15 protein-coding genes and 2 pseudogenes are annotated in these 17,111 nt (G+C 70.1%); 15 read left to right on the top strand and 2 right to left on the bottom strand.

All coding sequences use genetic code 11. The features are described 5' to 3' along the window. Nucleotides 1-244 precede the first annotated feature (244 nt). On the bottom strand, nt 245-565 hold the full coding sequence (locus FPZ41_RS35645; RefSeq protein WP_228023186.1) for an IS110 family transposase: 321 nt from the start codon (nt 563-565) through the stop codon (nt 245-247). 550 nt (nt 566-1,115) lie between these two features. Here FPZ41_RS35645 and FPZ41_RS35640 point away from each other — a divergent pair. From FPZ41_RS35640 to FPZ41_RS35570, 14 genes and pseudogenes are all read left to right on the top strand, one after another. Then, nucleotides 1,116-2,156: a vWA domain-containing protein gene (locus FPZ41_RS35640; RefSeq protein ID WP_152867713.1), complete on the top strand. Its 1,041-nt coding sequence runs from the start codon at nt 1,116-1,118 to the stop codon at nt 2,154-2,156. A gap of 650 nt (nt 2,157-2,806) precedes the next feature. After that, a complete protein-coding gene (locus tag FPZ41_RS50005) occupies nt 2,807-3,133 on the top strand; it encodes a LacI family DNA-binding transcriptional regulator (protein WP_152867712.1) in 327 nt (108 codons plus the stop codon). Next, nucleotides 3,067-3,855 carry a LacI family DNA-binding transcriptional regulator gene (locus FPZ41_RS35625; protein WP_194236328.1) on the top strand — a complete coding sequence of 263 codons (789 nt, stop codon included), beginning with the start codon at nt 3,067-3,069 and terminating at the stop codon, nt 3,853-3,855. Before FPZ41_RS50005 ends, FPZ41_RS35625 begins: the two co-directional genes overlap by 67 nt. 67 nt (nt 3,856-3,922) lie before the next feature. Continuing rightward, the gene (locus tag FPZ41_RS35620; protein WP_152867710.1) at nt 3,923-5,218 is read left to right on the top strand and encodes a sugar ABC transporter substrate-binding protein; all 1,296 of its coding nucleotides are present in this window, start codon (nt 3,923-3,925) and stop codon (nt 5,216-5,218) included. 16 nt (nt 5,219-5,234) lie between these two features. Then, complete coding sequence (locus FPZ41_RS35615) at nt 5,235-6,209, top strand: carbohydrate ABC transporter permease (protein WP_152867709.1); 975 nt, start codon at nt 5,235-5,237, stop codon at nt 6,207-6,209. Beyond that, complete coding sequence (locus FPZ41_RS35610) at nt 6,209-7,042, top strand: carbohydrate ABC transporter permease (RefSeq protein WP_152867708.1); 834 nt, start codon at nt 6,209-6,211, stop codon at nt 7,040-7,042. Before FPZ41_RS35615 ends, FPZ41_RS35610 begins: the two co-directional genes overlap by 1 nt. A gap of 15 nt (nt 7,043-7,057) precedes the next feature. Beyond that, nucleotides 7,058-7,208: pseudogene (locus FPZ41_RS50420) on the top strand (NF041680 family putative transposase); the annotation flags it as partial. A gap of 280 nt (nt 7,209-7,488) precedes the next feature. Further along, the gene (locus FPZ41_RS35600; RefSeq protein WP_322621137.1) at nt 7,489-8,778 is read left to right on the top strand and encodes an ABC transporter substrate-binding protein; all 1,290 of its coding nucleotides are present in this window, start codon (nt 7,489-7,491) and stop codon (nt 8,776-8,778) included. A gap of 49 nt (nt 8,779-8,827) precedes the next feature. Next, a complete protein-coding gene (locus FPZ41_RS35595) occupies nt 8,828-9,769 on the top strand; it encodes a carbohydrate ABC transporter permease (protein WP_152867706.1) in 942 nt (313 codons plus the stop codon). 15 nt (nt 9,770-9,784) lie between these two features. Then, nucleotides 9,785-10,612 (top strand): carbohydrate ABC transporter permease, encoded by an 828-nt coding sequence (locus tag FPZ41_RS35590; RefSeq protein ID WP_131568980.1) that lies wholly within the window; start codon nt 9,785-9,787, stop codon nt 10,610-10,612. Beyond that, nucleotides 10,609-11,652 (top strand): LacI family DNA-binding transcriptional regulator, encoded by a 1,044-nt coding sequence (locus tag FPZ41_RS35585; RefSeq protein ID WP_322621136.1) that lies wholly within the window; start codon nt 10,609-10,611, stop codon nt 11,650-11,652. The genes FPZ41_RS35590 and FPZ41_RS35585 overlap by 4 nt, the downstream gene beginning before the upstream one ends. A gap of 49 nt (nt 11,653-11,701) precedes the next feature. Beyond that, entirely contained in the window at nt 11,702-13,636 is a 1,935-nt protein-coding gene (locus FPZ41_RS35580) for a cellulase family glycosylhydrolase (protein WP_152867705.1), read from the top strand. Next, nucleotides 13,633-15,918: a glycoside hydrolase family 3 N-terminal domain-containing protein gene (locus tag FPZ41_RS35575; RefSeq protein WP_152867704.1), complete on the top strand. Its 2,286-nt coding sequence runs from the start codon at nt 13,633-13,635 to the stop codon at nt 15,916-15,918. Before FPZ41_RS35580 ends, FPZ41_RS35575 begins: the two co-directional genes overlap by 4 nt. Before the next feature lie 24 nt (nt 15,919-15,942). Next, nucleotides 15,943-16,332: pseudogene (locus FPZ41_RS35570) on the top strand (zeta toxin family protein); the annotation flags it as partial. Here FPZ41_RS35570 and FPZ41_RS35565 read toward each other — a convergent pair. Beyond that, nucleotides 16,275-16,553, bottom strand: coding sequence for a hypothetical protein (locus FPZ41_RS35565; RefSeq protein ID WP_152867703.1), 279 nt, complete (start codon nt 16,551-16,553; stop codon nt 16,275-16,277). The pseudogene FPZ41_RS35570 and the gene FPZ41_RS35565 overlap by 58 nt on opposite strands. 268 nt (nt 16,554-16,821) lie before the next feature. On the opposite strand from FPZ41_RS35565, the gene FPZ41_RS35560 reads away from it, so the two are divergent. Continuing rightward, nucleotides 16,822-17,111 (top strand): helix-turn-helix domain-containing protein (locus tag FPZ41_RS35560; RefSeq protein ID WP_152867702.1); only part of this gene is annotated, 290 nt, incomplete at its 3' end.

Genomic DNA, 17,111 nt, shown 5'->3' with positions numbered 1-17,111 from the left:
TGTATAAGAGACAGGTACCATGGCCCGCGTACTGCGCGCGGTGGCCCAGAAGTTCACCGATGCCGGCCTGGACCGCACACAGCTCGGTGCTGTGCGCAGAGGCGGGCAGGGCCGCACCTGAGGTTGATCCCCCGGAGTGGGCGGAAGAGTTGCTCGCGTCCGGGCTTTCGTGGTCCAGCGCCTTCCGTGGAGCAACTCCCGCTTGGGACCCTGGAAGAACGACTCGGCCAGGGCATCGATGCCCCTATGGAGCAGATCCCTTGGCCAGCTTGAACAGCCGCGGCGTCTCCACCGGACCGTCGCTCGACTTCGCCGCTGCGGCAGCACGCCCCGACAGCACGGCTCGAGCGGCGGCTTCGGCGTCGACTGCGCCGGTCTTGCCGTGACGCCGACGGGCAGCCTTGTCGGGCTGGTTGACCTCCGTGACCTCGATGCCTTCGGCGCGCAGGTGACGGGCCGGGGCAGCCCCACAGAAACCGGTGCACCCCACTCCGGCCCGCCGCAGCCCACCGAACGAGCGGGCCCAGGAGACGAGTTGGCGATAGCCTTCTGCAGTCGCCGGCAAGCTCCGGCTGTTCAAGGCGCGCTGAGCACGGTGATGACGGCCACGGTGTGGACATCCTTGTGGGTGTCCACACCGAGCAGGATCTCCTCGGCGACGCCTGCCGGCGCTCCGCAGTCACTGCCGCGCACGTGCACTTCCCACCGGCGGCTCGGTACTACGCGACGGCGTCCTTCCGAAACTCCTCCGGGTACGGAGACTGGCGTCCCACCTGGGTATCCCTTCCTGGACCTCCAAGATCCATTGTCAGGGCGTCCACTCCAAAGTCAGCCTCAACGCAAAACCCGCCGCGCCCAGCTCACCGAGCCCCAGCGGGCACGCTCGCTGAGCTGGGCGTCGCATGGGCATAGAAGTCACGACCAGCTGGCCGATGAACCCGCCGGACACACCAGTACACAGACAGGCCCCGGGCTGTGACAGTGCTCGGCGTCCCGGGCTGCGTCCGGCTGCGCCCCTGGCCGGGTGGGCTCTTCCTCCAGTCCGGGAGCCGAGATCGATTGTCAGTGGTGGGTGAGACGGTAGGAACATCGAGTCGGGAAGAGGGGGAGCCGTCATGTCGGGAAACCAGAACTACATCAATCACGTTGCTCTTGTGCTGGATGCCAGTTCGTCCATGTCGCATCTGAGCCGCAAGGTCGTCGAAGTCGCCGATCAGCAGATTGCCTACCTTGCCCGCCGGTCGAGGGAGCTGGACCAGGAGACCCGCGTCACGGTGTACGTCTTCGCAGACAAGGTGGAGTGCGTCATCTACGACAAGGACGTGCTGCGGATGCCGTCGCTGAAGCAGCTGTACCGGGCGAGTGGAATGACGGCTCTGCTGGCGGCCGCACTGAAGTCACAGGGGGAGCTGGCGCAGACAGCGCAACTGTACGGCGACCACAGCTTCCTGACGTTCGTACTCACCGACGGGCAGGAGAACGCGAGTCATCGCTGCCCGGATGCCCCTACCAGGAATCCGCGTGAACTGGTCGAGGCCGTGGCCGAGATGATCGAGACACAGAAGGACAACTGGACGCTGGCCGTCCTCGTGCCGGACCAGATGGGCAAGCGCGAGGCCACGCAGTGCGGGTTCCCGAAAGACAACATCGCCATATGGGACGCCACGAGCACACAGGGTCTCGAGGAGGCCGGACAGGTCATCCAACAGGCCACCGAGAAATTCATGGTGGGCCGCACCCAGGGCATCCGCGGATCCAGGGCGGTGTTCTCCACGGGTGCGGAGACGGTCAACAAGGACACCATCAAGGCGGCCGGTCTCACCCCGGTGAATCCGTCGGAGTACCAGCTGATCCCGGTGGCTCGTGCTGCGGCGATCCGGGACTGGGTCATCGAATCCGGGCACACCTACCGCACCGGTGGTGCGTTCTACCAGCTGAGTAAGTCGGAGAAGGTCCAGGCGCAGAAGCAGATCGCGGTGCTGGAGAAGAAGACGGACCGGGTGTACACGGGGCCCGAGGCCCGAGCCCTTCTCGGCCTGCCGGACGTGGAAGTCCGCGTCAGGCCGGACCACAACGACGACTTCACGATCTTCGTGCAGAGCACCAGCGTGAACCGGAAACTCGTACCGAACACGCGGCTGCTGCTGATGAACTGACGCCCTGGAAACCCCGCCGGGTCCCGGACGCTTCGTCGTTCCTGTGGTCGCGGCCCGGCGGGGCCGGCCCACGTGGGCGCGGAGAGCGAACAGGGCTGGGGCGTGAGGCTCGCCTTCTCCACCGTCCAAGGCGTCAGCGAAGCCCAGACCGCCCGCCTCGTGGCCGGCCGGCCCTGCACCGGCCTGCGCCCGCAGGACCTGTGGCAACGGGCCCGACCTCTCTGCCCCTCGCGCAGCGCCTCACCCGCATCGGCGCGCTCGGTCCTCTCGCGGGCGACCTGACGCGACGGGACCTGTTGGTGCAGGCTGCTGAGCTCCACCGGCAGTCCCGCGCCCGAGCGGCCACCAACAGACAACTGCCGCCCGGTGGCGAACCGGTGACCGCCACCCCGAGCGGTCCGCCCGAGATGACCAGTTGGGACAAGCTCAGCGCGGATCTGGACACCCTCCAGATCGATGTCACTCACCATGTAATGAAGCACCATTTGCGGCTGCTCACCGAGCTCGGCGCTGAGTGTGAGTCCGCCCCGTGGGGTCCGACGTCTGCTTCACACCTCGTCCGCTCCCGCGGCATGGGAGCACCGGCTTGCCGAAGCCCAGGCGTGTCACGGGGGTTGACGTCCCGCGCCTGCCGTTGCTTAAACGTATAAATGCAGCAGCGGAGCCGCCCGACGGTGCATGAAGTGGCCACCCGCGCCGGGGTGTCGGTGGCGACGGTCAGTTACGTGGTCAACGGACGTGACGGTCTGGTCGGCGCTGAGACCGGGGAGCGGGTGCTGACCGCGGTGCGGGAACTCGGATACGTCCCCAGCAGTTCCGCACGCGGCCTGCGCACGCAGCGCACCTGGGGGCACCTCCCAGGCCCTTTGGGCACTGGGGGAGGGTCTGCCTGGTCGTCGGCTCCATCGGCGTGCCGACGTACGACGAGATGGCCCGGGAACTGCACGCCGCGGCCGACAGGACCGGATACGGCGTGATCGTGCTCGTCGCCGATTCCCCCGCCCGTGCGGCTCACGCGCATGCACTGCTGCGGCGGGGCATCGCCGACGGGGCGTTGATCTGGGCGGAGCGGTTCCTGCCCGCACTCGACCTGGACTCGCTGGTGCGCAGCCGCCTCGCGATGACCGTCATCGACAACAGCGTGGTCCCGAAGGGCTTCGACGTGGTACGCGTACCGGAGCGACAGGCCTGCGGCGAGGCACTGGATCACATGATCACGAGCGGGCGGCGACGCGTGGCGTTCGTCGGTCACCGCACCGGCCGGGAGCCGGACGGCGAGGCGCACGAGCGATACGTGGCCTACCTCGATGCCCTGGCGCGGCACGGCCTCGCGCGCGACGAGGCGCTCATCTTCGCCGGCGCGGACGACCGGGTCGCCGGCTACCGCGCCGTCGAGGCCCTGTTGCGGTTGCCGGAGCCGCCGGACGCCGTCTTCGCCACCTCCGACCGGGCCGCGATCAACGCCATGTGGGCGATACGCGACTCCGGTCGCAGCGTGCCCGGCGACGCCGCCGTGGTCGGCGTAGGCAATCTGCCCGAGGGGCAGGTCGTCAAGCCCGCGCTGAGCACGGCCGGCCAGCCGCACCTGGACTACTCGGGCGTGGTCCAGCTGCTCTTCGACCGACTGACGGCCGATCACCCGCCTGCCGAGCGGGAGTTGGTCCTGCCCTGGTCCTTCATCCGCCGCGAGTCGGCATGAGTCACGAGACCGGCGGGAGAGGTGTCACGACCACACGTTCCCCGTAACCCCCCGAGAGGAGCACCACATGTCTGCCAGCAACGCTCCAGGGATCAGCCGCCGCCGTGTGCTCGGTCTGGCCGGGGCCGCTGCCGCGGCCACCGGACTGACCGCCTGCGGTTCGGGCGCGCCCGAGTCGGACTCCGAGCAGGGCGGTGGCAAAAGCGGCACGTTCACCGCCTACTGGAACCCGGGCCACAACTACGAGGCGTACCAGAAGGTCATCAAGGAGTTCGAGAACGACCACGACGTCACGGTCCGGCTGCAGATGTACCAGTGGGAGGAGCTGGAGACCCGGCTGCTCGCCGATCTGCAGGCGGGCCGGGCACCGGACGTGCTGGAGGAGCCGGGCGGCTGGGCCCAGAGGTACGCGCTGAGCGGGGATGCGCTGTCGCTGCAGAAGTACCTCGACGAGGACGGGAAGGCGATGGGCTTCCCGGACGACTGGCAGTCGGCGGCGGTGAAGCACAACACGCACTCGGGCGAGGTGTACGGCATCCAGCTGCACATGACCTGCCAACTGCTCGTCTACAACAAGGAGATGTTCGCCGACGCCGGTGTCCAGCCGCCCACGACCTGGGAGGAGGTGGTGGACGTGGCCAAGGAGTTGACCCACGACGGCGTGTACGGACTGCAGCTCAACCAGGACCAGGCGTACGGCTGGCCGTGGATGCTGCAGAACGGGGTGCTGGAGTACGACAACAGGACCAAGAAGGTGATGCAGCCCCAGGACGCCGCGATCGAGGCGCTGCAGTTCCAGGCCGACCTGGTGCACCGGCACAAGGTGTCCCCGGTCCCCGTGCCGAGCAAGGACTACTCCGCTCCGCAGAAGGCGTTCTCGGCCGAGCGGGCCGCCATGATCGTCACCGGGCCGTGGGACCTGCCGGTGATCGGACAGAGCTCGCCGGACCTGGAATTCGGCATCGCGCAGATGCCCACCGGACGCCGTCAGGCCACCCTCCTCGCGGGCACCAGTCTGTTCATCCCGAAGAAAGCGCCCAGGCCGGACCTGTCCTGGGACTTCATCAAGCGCATGACCACCCTGGAAACCGAGTTGGCGGCCACGAAAGAGACCGGCATGCTGATGCCGCGCAGGTCCTGGAGCGGCAATCCCGAGGTGAAGCGGGACGCGGACATCGCCGCGTTCGCCCAGGGCCTGACCTACGCGGAGGACGCCCATCCTCAGACGTACCTCAGCGGCAAGGGCACCGAACTGGACCAGGCGTGGAAGACCCTCTACCAGAGCGTGCTCATGACGGGGAAAGCCGTGCCGACGGCCTACCGCGAATACACCGACGCCGCCCGCAAGCTCATCACGGACTGACGGGGGACGGCAGCGTATGCGATCCCGTGCGCCGCGAACTTCGATCACGCACCGGAAGACCGGGAAGACCCCGATCACCCACCGGAAGGCCGGCAAGGCCCCGATCACCCACCGCGGGGCCCGGAAAACCTCCATCGCCCGCCGCGAGGCCCGGACCGCCTATCTGTTCCTGGCGCCCGCCCTCGTGTTCTTCGCGGTCTTCTTCTACACACCCATCGCCGACATCCTCAACACCAGCACCCTCACCGGCCCGCACGCCGACCGGTTCGACGGACTCGGCAACTACGCCGACGCGTTCCGCGACCCTGACGCCCGCAACTCCTTCAAGGTCACCCTGATCTTCGCCGCGGCCACCACCATCGGCGCGATCGTGCTCGGGCTGGCCCTCGCCCTGCTGGCCAACCGCCCGCTACGCGGCCGCACGCTCTTCCGGCTGGCGCTCCTCGTGCCCTACCTCACCTCGATCGCGGTCATCGGGCTGCTGTGGCAGAACATCCTCGACCCGCAGACCGGCATCCTGAACCGGGTCCTCACCGAACTCGGCCTGCCCACCCAGCAGTGGCTCATCACCCATCCGCTGGCGACCATCGTCGCGGTCACCCTCTGGATGATCACCGGCTACACGATGATGCTCTTCCTGGCAGGTCTCCAGGGCATCCCGCAGGAGTACTACGAGGCCGCGACGGTGGACGGCGCCGGGGCGTGGCGCCGGTTCCGCTGCATCACCCTGCCACTGCTCGCCCCGACCACGCTGTTCGTCTCGGTCATGGCCGTCATCTCCGGGCTGCAGGCCTTCGGGCAGGCGTACATCATCACCGGCGGCGGCCCGGCGAAACAGACGGACCTGTACGTGTACCACGTCTACGAAACCGCCTTCCGGGACCGTGACTTCGGCTACTCCTCCGCCCTGTCCGTGCTCCTGATGCTCGTCATCGTGGCCTTCACTCTCGTCCAACTGCGGACCGGACGGCGCGGGGAGGTGCAGTACTGATGGCCCCGGTCACCGACAGGAGCCGGCCGTCCCGCGCGGCCGGCTACGTGCTGCTCACGCTGGCCTGCCTGCTCACCGTCACCCCGCTGCTGTACATGGTGTCGCTGTCGCTGCAGACCCAGGGCGAGACGCTGTCCGGCGGTGCCGTGCTGTGGCCGGACTCCCCGCAGTTCCAGAACTATGCGCAGCTGTTCGAGCAGGCACCGTTCGGTCGCTTCATCGTCAACAGTGTGGTCGTGGCCGGCGCCATCACGCTGGCCCATCTGGCCTTCGACCCGCTGGTCGGCTACGTGTTCGCGAAGTTCCGCTTCCCGTTCCGCAACACCCTGTTCCTGGCGATCCTGGCCACCCTCATGATCCCGTTCTTCGTACGGATGATTCCGCTGTACGTGATGATGTCCGACCTCGGCTGGCTGGACAGCTACCAGGCACTCATCCTGCCGTTCCTGATGGACGGCTTCGGGATCTTCCTGATGCGCCAGTTCATCCAGCCGATCCCGGACGACCTCATCCAGGCGGCCCGGGTTGACGGTGCCGGGGAGTTCACCATCTACTGGCGGATCGTCCTTCCGCAGACCAAGCCGGCGCTGGCGGTTCTCGGGCTGTTCACCTTCGTCTTCCAGTGGAACGAGTTCCTCTGGCCGCTCGTCACCACCAGCGACGAGGAAATGCGGACCATCCCAGTCGGACTGACGCGGTTCAGCGAGGAGCACTTCCAGCTCTGGCATCTCACCGCCGCCGGCTCGGTCATCGCCTTCCTCCCCACCGCCCTGCTGCTCATCCTCAGCCAGCGCTACTTCGTCCGCGGCATCACACTGACCGGTCTCAAATGACCAGATCACACACAGCACAACGCCCCGCGCCCCGCGCTTCTGCTGGGCGGGCTGCCCGTCGAGACCTTCGGTCGTCTGCGCTCGGACCGCGTGATGCGCCGGCCGACACCACCGCCTGCCTACGATTCTCAGGGGCGGCCAACCGCCCAAGCACGGCAGCGAGTTCGGCATCGAAACCATCGAGGGAGCCGTCATCCGCCTGGCCGTCGAGCACCTGCCGTAGGGCGGGGTGAACAAGCCGGGGTGGCTGTAGCGGTCGGGCAATGGCGCCACCATTGGGCTCCGCGGCAGTCGCGGACGGCCAGGTACCGCGGCGACCGGCCGGCAGCCGTTTCGGTTTCCGCGTCGCATCCCTTGACCACGGCCCGTGTGCTCCCTAAAGTCCTCGCACCTCACGAGGTACATCGATTAACCAATCGTTAACCGCTTGGTTGGAGACCACCGCTGTGCGCTCATCGCTGACCCGGCGCGGCCTGCTCGCCGCCGGCTCCGGTCTGGCTGCGACCGCTGCCCTGCCTGCTGTGTCCGGCTGCTCGTCGTTGGCCGCGGCGGCCTCCGATCCGGACACCCTCGTCGTCCACACCCAGCTCGGCACCACCGCCCCGGGCTCGGCCACCTATCTGTCCGCCCTGGACCGCTTCCGCGCGCAGAACCCGGGGCTGAAGGTGAAGAACCTCATCAACGGCGACGACCTCGGGCAGGTCTACGAGACCTCGCGGCTGGCCCGCAAGGAGGCCGACGTCGTGATGGTCAACCTCTACGACAAGACCCTCGCGTGGACCGACGTGGACGCCACTGTCGACGTCGGCGGCTACCTCGACGACTGGAGGCTGCGTGAGCGCGTCCTGCCCGCCGCGCTGTCGGCGTGGACGGACGGCAAGGGCAGACTGCGCGCCTTTCCGTACTTCGCCACCAACTGGCCGGTCGCCTACAACCGGGCGCTGCTGGACCGGGCGGGCGTGGACGCGATACCCACCACGGGCGACCAGCTGATCGCCGCCGCCCGCAAGCTGCGCGCCAAGGGGATCGCCCCGGTGACGGTCGGCGGCAACGACTGGACGGGACAGAAGCTGCTGGCGCAGATCATCCAGACCTTCCTCACCCCGGACGAGGCCCGGCACGCCTACTCCACCGGCGACTTCGGCAGCCGGGGCGCCCGCGAGGGCATCGAGTACTTCACCACCCTGCGCGACGCCGGCGTCTTCGCCGACAAGGCACAGGGGCTCACCTCCGACACCATGAACACGCAGTTCAACACCCAGGCGGCGGCCGCGCAGTCGGCCATGTCCTCCGCGCTGGCCAAGGTGCCGGAGAACGTGGCCCGCCACACCGAGGTCGGCGGCTGGCCGCTGGCCGACGGCGCGGCGCACGACAAGCCGACGGTCATCCGCGCGTTCACGCTCATCGGCTTCTGGATCAGCCCGAACGGCGTCCGCAAGATCGAGCACGTCGAGAAGTTCATCCGCTTCATGTACGGGCCGGAAACCGTGGCGCGGTTCGTCCAGGAGAGCGGCCGTGACATGGCGTTGCACACCGACGCCGTGAGCGCGGACTTTCCGCTGGTCGCCGCCGCACAGCGGCTCGGCTCCGGCGTGAGCGAAGTCCTGCTGCCCGATGTGTACGTGCCACCGGCCGCCACCCAGCCGCTGATCACCGCCACCAGTACCTCGTTCACCCGCGGCACGAGTGCGGCCCGGGTCCGCGCGGCGCTCGAGTCCGCGTACCGGTCCGTATGAACCGGCCGTCCCTTCACCCTCCCGCCGACTCGATCCCCGGAGTCACCGCATGACGACGCTGACGACGACACCGGACGGCACCGCGGCCCGCCGGCCCAGTCCGCCCTCCTCCCCCGCCGGGGCGCGCCGCACGCCGAGGCAGGGCGGCACCGTACTGGCCGTACCGGCCCTGGTCTGGTATCTGATCTTCATGGTCGGGCCGCTGCTCGCCATCTTCGTGATCGCCGCGCTGCACTGGCCGGGCATGCTCCAGCCGGTGTCGTTCGCCGGCCTCGGCAATGTCCGTACCGTCCTGGACGACCCGGTGTTCTGGGACGCCGTACGCAACACGGCCGTCCAACTGGCCGTCGCGCTGCCGGTGATGATCGTGTGCGCGTACATGGTGGGCTACTACGTCGCCCAGCGGCCGCCGGGGCACCGGGTGATCCGCTATCTGCTGTTCATTCCCGGACTGATTTCCACGCCGGCGAAGGCGATGGTGTTCTATGCCGCCCTCTCGCCCGACGGGCTGGTCAACGGGGCGCTGCAGAGCGCCGGTCGGGGCGCGCTGACCGACGCCTGGCTGGCGTCCCCGTCGACGGCGCTGGCCTGTCTGATCGCGCTGGACCTCTGGAGCGGCATCGGGTTCACCGCCGTGCTGTTCGCGGCGCGGCTGAGCAGTGTCCCGGACGAACTGGGCGAGGCCGCCCAGCTGGACGGGGCCGGGCACTGGCGGACCATGTGGACGGTGCACTTCCCGGTGATCCGCGACTACGTGGGCGTGGTGACGATGCTGCAGTTCCTGTGGACGCTGTTCGGCTCCGCCCAGAACGTGCTGCTGCTGACGCAGGGCGGTCCCGGCACGTCGTCGACGACACTGTCGTTCCTCGTGTACCAGAAGGCGTTCATCGCCGCGGACCTCGGCTACAGCCAGACCGTCGGGGTGTTCCTCTTCCTGACCGGGCTCGCCGGCCTGCTCGTCATCCGCCGTGTCTTCCGCCAGACCTACTGATCGGACTCCCTCACCATGAAGCTCGGCAGGCGCTGGCTCCCGGCGCACATCCTGGTGTGGACGTACGCGGTGCTGCTCGTCGTCCCCCTTTACTATTTCCTCGCCTCGGCCTTCAAGACCAACGACGAGATCTTCGCGCATCCCTTCGCGCCGCCCTCCTCGCTCGGTCTGCACAACTTCCGCACCGCGTTCGAGGGCGCCGACCTCGGTCTGGCCGTAGTCAACTCGGCGCTGGTGACGGTGTTCTCGCTGGCGCTGACCCTGCTGCTGGCGGTGCCCGCCGCGTTCGCCCTGGCACGGTCCACCGGGCGTACCGCGGCCGTCGTCGAGAAGGTGTTCTCGCTGGGGTTCCTCATCCCCACCTTCGCCGCCCTGTTCCCGACGTTTCTGCTGGCGGCCGCCACCGGCCTGTTCCACACCCGCCTCTTCATGGTGCTGTTCCTGCCCGCGACCGCGCTGCCGCTGTCGGTGGTGATCCTCGTGCAGTTCATGCGCACCATCCCGGCCGAGATGGAGGAGGCGGCACGGCTGGACGGCGCCTCGACGTTCGCCGTGTTGCGGCATGTATACACCCCGATGTGCCTGCCGGGCATCGCGACCGTGCTCCTGCTCAACTTCCTGACGTTCTGGAACGAGTACCTGTACTCCCTGGTCATCATCGGCCCCGACCCCGAGCAGCGCACCGTCCAGGTCGCCCTGCCCACCCTGAAGGCGATCACGGGCACGGACTACGGCGTCCTGACCGCGGGCACCGTGCTGACCCTGGTTCCGGTGTGGGTCGTGTACACCGTCCTGCAGAAGCGCATGCAGCAGGCACTGGTCAGCGGCGCGGTGAAGATGTGAGCGCGGCCGCCGAGCGGGCGGGCCGCCGCCCCACCATCAAGGCCGTCGCCACGGCCGCGGGGGTGTCGACCGCCGCGGTCTCCCAGGCCTTCAACCACAAGGGCCGGCTGTCCGAGGCGACCCGTCGCCGGATCCTGGACGCGGCGGCCGACCTGGGCTGGTCACCCAGCGCGCCGGCGGCGGCGCTGCGCCACGCCCGCACCCGCACCCTGGCCCTGGTGGTACGCCGCCCGACCGATGTGCTGGGCGCCGACCCGCACTTCAGCGAGCTGATCACCGGTATCGAGGGCGAACTGGCGCCGCGCGGCTACGGCCTGCTGCTGCACCTGGTCACCGGGATGCGCGAGGAGAACGCCCTGTACGAGCGGCTCGCCGCCGAGGGCCGCGTCGACGGCGCCGTGCTGACCGACGCGCGCGACGACGACGCCCGCCCCGCCCTGCTGGCCCGGCTCGGGCTGCCCGCCGTGCTGCTCGGCTCCCCCGACGGCAGGGCCGTGGTCCCGCGCGTCGGACTCGGCGACCAGGGCGCCGGCGTCGCGGAGGCCGTGACGCATCTGCTGGACCTGGGCCACCGGCGCATCGCCTACATCGCCGGACCGCCCGAGCTCCAGCACACGCGGCTGCGCCGAGGGGCCTTCGAGAAGGCCCTGCGAGCGGCCGGGCTGCGTCCGTTCGCGGTGTTGCACACCGACTTCAGCGAGCGCATGGCCGTCGGCGCCACCGAGGCCCTGCTGGCCGCGCCCGGCCGACCGACCGCCCTCGTCTACGCCAACGACTCGATGGCCGTGTGCGGCATCGGCACCGTCCAGCGCGCCGGACACCACGTGCCGCGGGACGTGTCCGTCGTCGGCTACGACAACCTCCCCCTCGGCAGCTGGCTGCACCCCCGCCTGACCACCGTCGACCAGCGTGTGCAGCAGGTCGGCGCGGCCGCCGCCCGACTGCTGCTGGGCCTGTGCGGCGAGGAGGTCGAGGACCTCCCGCTGACCGGACGGCCGAAGCTGGTCGTCCGCGAGTCCACCGGCCCGGCCCCGAACTGATCCCGAGCACCCTGCGCACCGCCCGTACCCGACCCCCACGAGAAGGACCATGCGACGCCACAGCGCCCAGCTCACCCACCAGCCCGACGTCCTGCCCTGGCTCGGCGCCAACTTCTGGTCCCGCGCCGGCGGTCCGCTGATGTGGCGGACCTACGAACCCAAGACCGTGCGCGACGAACTGCGCGTGCTGGCCGAGCACGGGCTGACCATGACCCGGTCGTTCTTCTACTGGCCGGACTTCCACCCCGAGCCGCACCGCGTCGACGACGAACTGTGCGGCCGCTTCGAGGACTTCCTCGACGCACACACCGAGACCGGCATGGCAACCGTGCCCACGTTCATCGTCGGCCACATGTCCGGGGAGAACTGGGACCCCGCCTGGCGGGGCGGCCGTGACCTGTACGAGGACGTGTGGATGGTGGGCCGTCAGGCCTGGTTCGTGTCCCGGATGGCCCGGCGCTTCAAGGACCATCCGGCGGTCACCGGCTGGCTGATCACCAACGAGATGCCCGGCTACGGCCGGATCCACCAGATCGACCCGCCCTCGTCCGACGTGGTGACGGCGTGGGCACAGGCCATGTGCAACGCGGTGCGCGCCACCGGCGCCACCCAGCCGGTGTCGCTCGGCGACGGTGCCTGGGGCATCGAGGTGACCGGCCGCGACAACGGCTTCTCGCTGCGGGAGACGGCCGAGTACGTCGACTTCGTCGGCCCGCACGTCTACCGCTCGGACACCGACCGGCCCCGGCAGCACTACCGCGCCGCGTTCGAGTGCGAACTGGCCGCGGTGACCGGGCAGGCGGTCGTTCTGGAGGAGTTCGGCCTGTCCACCGACACCGTCTCCGCGGCGAACGCGGGTGTCTACTACCGCCAGACCCTGCACAACTCGCTGCTCGGCGGGGCGACCGGCTGGATCGCCTGGAACAACACCGACTACGACGACCTGTGGGACCGGTCGCCCTACGACCACCACCCGTTCGAGATGCACTTCGGCATCACCGACTCCACCGGGGCGCCGAAGGAACCGCTACGCGAACTCGCCGCGTTCGCCGAGGTGCTGAAGGCGGTGGACTTCGCCCGCTGCCGGCGCGCGGACGCCGACGCCGCCTTCGTGGTGCCCGCCTTCCTCGAACGCGGCTACCCCTACAGCCGGCCGGCCGACCGGCCGCTCATCTTCACGTCCCTGCATCAGGGGTACGTCTCCGCACGCGCCGCCGACCTCCCGGTGGGCTTCCTCCGCGAGGCCGACCTGCTCCCCGGGCAGGCCGCCCTGTACCTGCTGCCGGCCACCCGGCAGCTCACCACCCGCACCCGCCGGGAACTGGCCCGCCGGGCCGAGTCCGGCTCCACCGTGTACCTGTCGTTCTGCTCCGGCGAACACCCCGGCACCCGCGGCCCCTGGTTCGACGACCTCGACGGGTTGTTCGGCGTCGAGTCGCAGTTGTCGTACGGCGTCGCCGAACCGATCGAGGACGACGTCCTGGAGATGACCTTCACCGAGGACTTCGGCGGACCCCTGGCCGGCGAGGTCCTGCGGTTCCCGGTCGCCGGGAACGAGGACAGCCGCGCCTATCTGCCCGTGGTGCCACGGGATGCCCGGGTGGTGGCCGTGGACGCGCACGGCCGGCCCGCGCTGACGGTCCGCGAGACGGGCTCGGGACGTACCGTCCTGGCCACCTATCCGCTGGAACACATGGCGGCCCGCACCCCACACGTCAACCCCGACGCCACGCACCGCCTGTACGCGGCGCTGGCCGAGGCCGCGGGAGTACGGCGCCCGGTCACCGTCGACGACCCGCACGTGGGCGCCGACGTCCTGATCCACACCGACGGCCGCCGTTTCGTGTGGCTGGTCAGCCAGAGCCCCGCACCGCTCACCGTCCGCCCCGCCGCCGACGGCACCCTGCACACCCTGCGCGACGGCGCACCGGTGACCGAGGTGACGCTCGACGCGTACGCCGTCGCCGTACTGGAGCTGCGATGACCGCGACCGCCCTCCCGCGCTATCGCGACCCGGCCGCTTCGGTGACCGAACGCGTTCGCGACCTGCTGGGCCGGATGACCCTCGCGGAGAAGGTCGGACAGGTCAACCAGCGCCTGTACGGCTGGCACGCCTACCGGCGCACCGCTGACGGCCACCGGCTGACCGACAGGTTCACGGACGAGGTCGCCGCGTTCGGCGGCATGGGCGCCCTGTACGGGCTGCAGCGCGCGGACGCCTGGTCCGGCGTCGGCTTCGACGACGGACTGGACGCCGGCGACGGTGCCCGCATGGCCGCCGCAGTGCAACGGCACGTCATGGAGAACACCCGGCTCGGCATCCCCGTCCTGCTGGTCGAGGAGATGCCCCACGGTCACCAGGCCCTGGACGGCACCGTGCTGCCGGTCAACCTGTCGGTGGGCGCCACCTGGGATCCGGGGCTGTACGCCGAGGCGGCGGCCGCGGCCGGCGCCGAACTGCGCGCCAGAGGTGCGCACCTGGCCCTGGTGTCCGCCCTCGACCTGGTGCGCGATCCCCGCTGGGGGCGCGCCGAGGAGTGCTTCGGCGAGGATCCCTACCTGGCGGCCCGGCTCACCGAAGCCCTCGTCGAGGGGACCCGTCAGGCCGGGGTGGGCGTCGTACTGAAGCACTTCGCGGGACAGGGCGCCACGGTCGGCGGCCGCAACAGCGCGGCGACCGACCTCGGGGCACGTGAGCTGCACGAGATCCATCTCGTGGCGGCGCGGGCCGGGGTCGCTGCCGGGGCGAGCGGGGTGATGGCCGCCTACAACGAGTTCGACGGACTGCCCTGTGTCGCGAACCGTCATCTGCTCACGGAAGTACTGCGTGAGAGGTGGGGGTTCGAAGGTCTCGTCATGGCCGACGGTGGCGCCATCGACCGTCTGACACGGCTGACCGGGGACCCGGTGGCGGCCGGGGCGCTGGCCCTGCGCGCCGGGTGCGACCTGAGCCTGTGGGACGACTGCTTCCCCAGGCTGGCCGAGGCCGTGGCCCGGGAGCCCTCCCTCGTAGCGGAACTCGACACGGCGGTGGCCCGGGTACTCGCCCTGAAGTTCCGCCTCGGGCTCTTCGACCAGGCCCCCGCGGCGGCCGGCGACGGGCGGTCCGGCCGCCGGAAGGTGGCCGAACTCGCGGAGCGTGTCGCCCGGGCGTCCGTCACCCTGCTCTCGCACGACGGCGAGGTGCTGCCGCTGTCCCCGGCACTGCGCCGGATCGCCGTGATCGGCCCCAACGCCGACTCCGTCGAACAGCAGACCGGCGACTACACCGCGCCCCAGCGGCCGGGCAGCGGCGTCACCGTCCTTGAGGGGGTGCGCGCGTTCATCCCGCCGGGCACCGAAGTCGTACACGCACACGGCTGTGAACTGGTCGGTGACGATCTCACGGGCGTGCCGGAGGCCGTCGCGGCGGCCTCCGGCGCCGACGTGGCGGTGCTCGTGCTGGGCGGCTCCAGCGCCCGTCGCCCCGACACCGTCTTCGACGCCAACGGAGCGGCGGTGGCCGGCACGGGCGCCTCCCCCGGCATGACCTGTGGCGAGGGCGTCGATCTGGCGGACATCGCCCTGCCGGCCGGCCAACGGGCCCTGCTCGACGCGGTGGCGGCGACCGGCACACCGGTCGTCGTGGTCCTCGTCCAGGGCCGCCCGCACGCCCTGCCCGACCTGCACGGCACGGCGGCCGCGGTGCTGACCGCCTGGTACCCGGGGCCCGACGGCGGCCGCGCGGTCGCCGAGGTGCTGTTCGGCGTCCACGAGCCCCGTGGCCGCCTCCCGGTGTCGGTACCGCGCTCGGCGGCCCAACTGCCCGTCTTCTACAACCGCAAGGACCACCGCTACCGGGGATACGTCGACCAGAGCCACCACCCACGTCACGCCTTCGGACACGGCCTGTCGTACACCACCGTCGAGTACGGCCCGCCACGGCTGTCGCACGACAGCGTCAGCACGCGAGACCCCCGCCTGACCTGCCGGGTCACCGTCCGCAACACCGGAAACCGACCCGCCCACGAAACGGTCCAGCTCTACGTACGCCGCGTCTCAGGCACCACCTCATGGCCCCGCGTCCGCGAACTGCGCGGGTTCACCCACCTCCTCGTCGCCCCGGGCGCGCAGGCCGAGGCAGTCTTCAGCATCGACGACGACACCCTGGCCTCACTGGACCGCGACCTGGCCTGGGTGGTGGAGCCAGGGGTGCTCGCCGTGGAAACGGGTCCCTCGTCGGACCGCACACAGCACGCCCACCTCGACATCACCACCCCAGAGTGAACAGCCCCCGCCACACAGGCCCGGCCGGTCGTGGTCGTCGTCACCGGACAGCCCGGCGCCGGAAAGACCCAGGTCGCCGACCTCGTGCAGGCCGTACTGGACCGGCATGGCGGCGCCGTACGACTCGGCCGGGCCCTGTACGAGTCGGCACACCGGCACTACGCGGGCGCCCTGGCCGCCGACGTCCGGACAACCGGAGTGCTGGTCCGTCCCGACACCGCCCGCCGGCAGACCGCCGTCGAAATCCGGGAGCGCATGACACAGCGGGCGGGTTCGGCCGGGCCGTCAGCAGCCCGGCAGCCCGCGGCTGTCGGCGGCCTCCCTGTGTTCAGGGGGCCGCCGACGACGCTACGTTCTCAGCGGTTGGTCCACAGGTTCCACCGCCAGGGCCAGGTGCCGTCGGCGCACTGGTAGGCGTCCCAGTGTCCGCGATCGATGCCCTGCTGACCGGCCGTCTGGCAGCCGCTCAGGGTGAGGTACTTGCCCCGGTGGACGTTGAGGCCGTCGGCCGCCTGGACGGCCGTCACATGCGAGGAGGCCGCGGCAGGCGCCGCGACTGCGGGCGCCGCTGCGCTCAGGCCGAGCCCTGTCACGGCGATCGCTGCGAGGGCGGCGAACATGGTACGTACACGCATGGTGAAGCTTCCTTTCGGTAGGGGGTTCACAGTCGGCTCATGCGGCTTGTGCCGACACGGCCATGGCCACCGGCCCGCTCACCCTCGGGGGTGATCTGCGCAGCCGGTACGCCGAGTTTGCGGTGATGGATCGCTCTTTACCAGCGGGTCCCGTTTGCTTCACCGATGTCGGGATCAATACATTCCTGACCTGCTGGGACGTATCCGTCCCGGGACATGAAGCAGCCCGTGGGACACGGTTGCGGCACCTGCAGGGAGACCCTTGTCAATGAGTGGCCAACGTCCGCAGGACGCAGCGGCAGCACGGAGGCTGGGCGAGGCGCTGCGGGGACTGCAGCGAAGCTCGGGACGCACGCTTCGCGCCCTGGAAACCCAGGTCCGCATCAGCGACTCGTCCCTCTCCCGCTACTTCCGCGGCGAGACCGTGCCTCCATGGCCCGTCGTCCGGGACCTGTGCCGGGCGCTGGGAGCAGACCCGAGCGTGTACCGGGCCTTGTGGGAGGCCGCCGACCGCAGTCGGCCCGATGATCCAGCCCCTGCCGCCCCGCCGCCCAAACC

This window comes from Streptomyces acidicola, from assembly GCF_009377235.1.
GTDB classification, from domain to species: Bacteria; Actinomycetota; Actinomycetes; order Streptomycetales; family Streptomycetaceae; genus Streptomyces; species Streptomyces acidicola.
This window is presented reverse-complemented; position numbering and strand designations above follow the sequence as displayed.

Coding starts and splice junctions, on each gene's coding strand:
- FPZ41_RS35615 (WP_152867709.1), top strand. CDS start 5,235: ATGCGATCCCGTGCGCCGCGAACTTCGATCACGCACCGGAAGACCGGG.
- FPZ41_RS50005 (WP_152867712.1), top strand. CDS start 2,807: ATGCAGCAGCGGAGCCGCCCGACGGTGCATGAAGTGGCCACCCGCGCC.
- FPZ41_RS35575 (WP_152867704.1), top strand. CDS start 13,633: ATGACCGCGACCGCCCTCCCGCGCTATCGCGACCCGGCCGCTTCGGTG.
- FPZ41_RS35640 (WP_152867713.1), top strand. CDS start 1,116: ATGTCGGGAAACCAGAACTACATCAATCACGTTGCTCTTGTGCTGGAT.
- FPZ41_RS35620 (WP_152867710.1), top strand. CDS start 3,923: ATGTCTGCCAGCAACGCTCCAGGGATCAGCCGCCGCCGTGTGCTCGGT.
- FPZ41_RS35590 (WP_131568980.1), top strand. CDS start 9,785: ATGAAGCTCGGCAGGCGCTGGCTCCCGGCGCACATCCTGGTGTGGACG.
- FPZ41_RS35565 (WP_152867703.1), bottom strand. CDS start 16,553: ATGCGTGTACGTACCATGTTCGCCGCCCTCGCAGCGATCGCCGTGACA.
- FPZ41_RS35580 (WP_152867705.1), top strand. CDS start 11,702: ATGCGACGCCACAGCGCCCAGCTCACCCACCAGCCCGACGTCCTGCCC.
- FPZ41_RS35610 (WP_152867708.1), top strand. CDS start 6,209: ATGGCCCCGGTCACCGACAGGAGCCGGCCGTCCCGCGCGGCCGGCTAC.
- FPZ41_RS35595 (WP_152867706.1), top strand. CDS start 8,828: ATGACGACGCTGACGACGACACCGGACGGCACCGCGGCCCGCCGGCCC.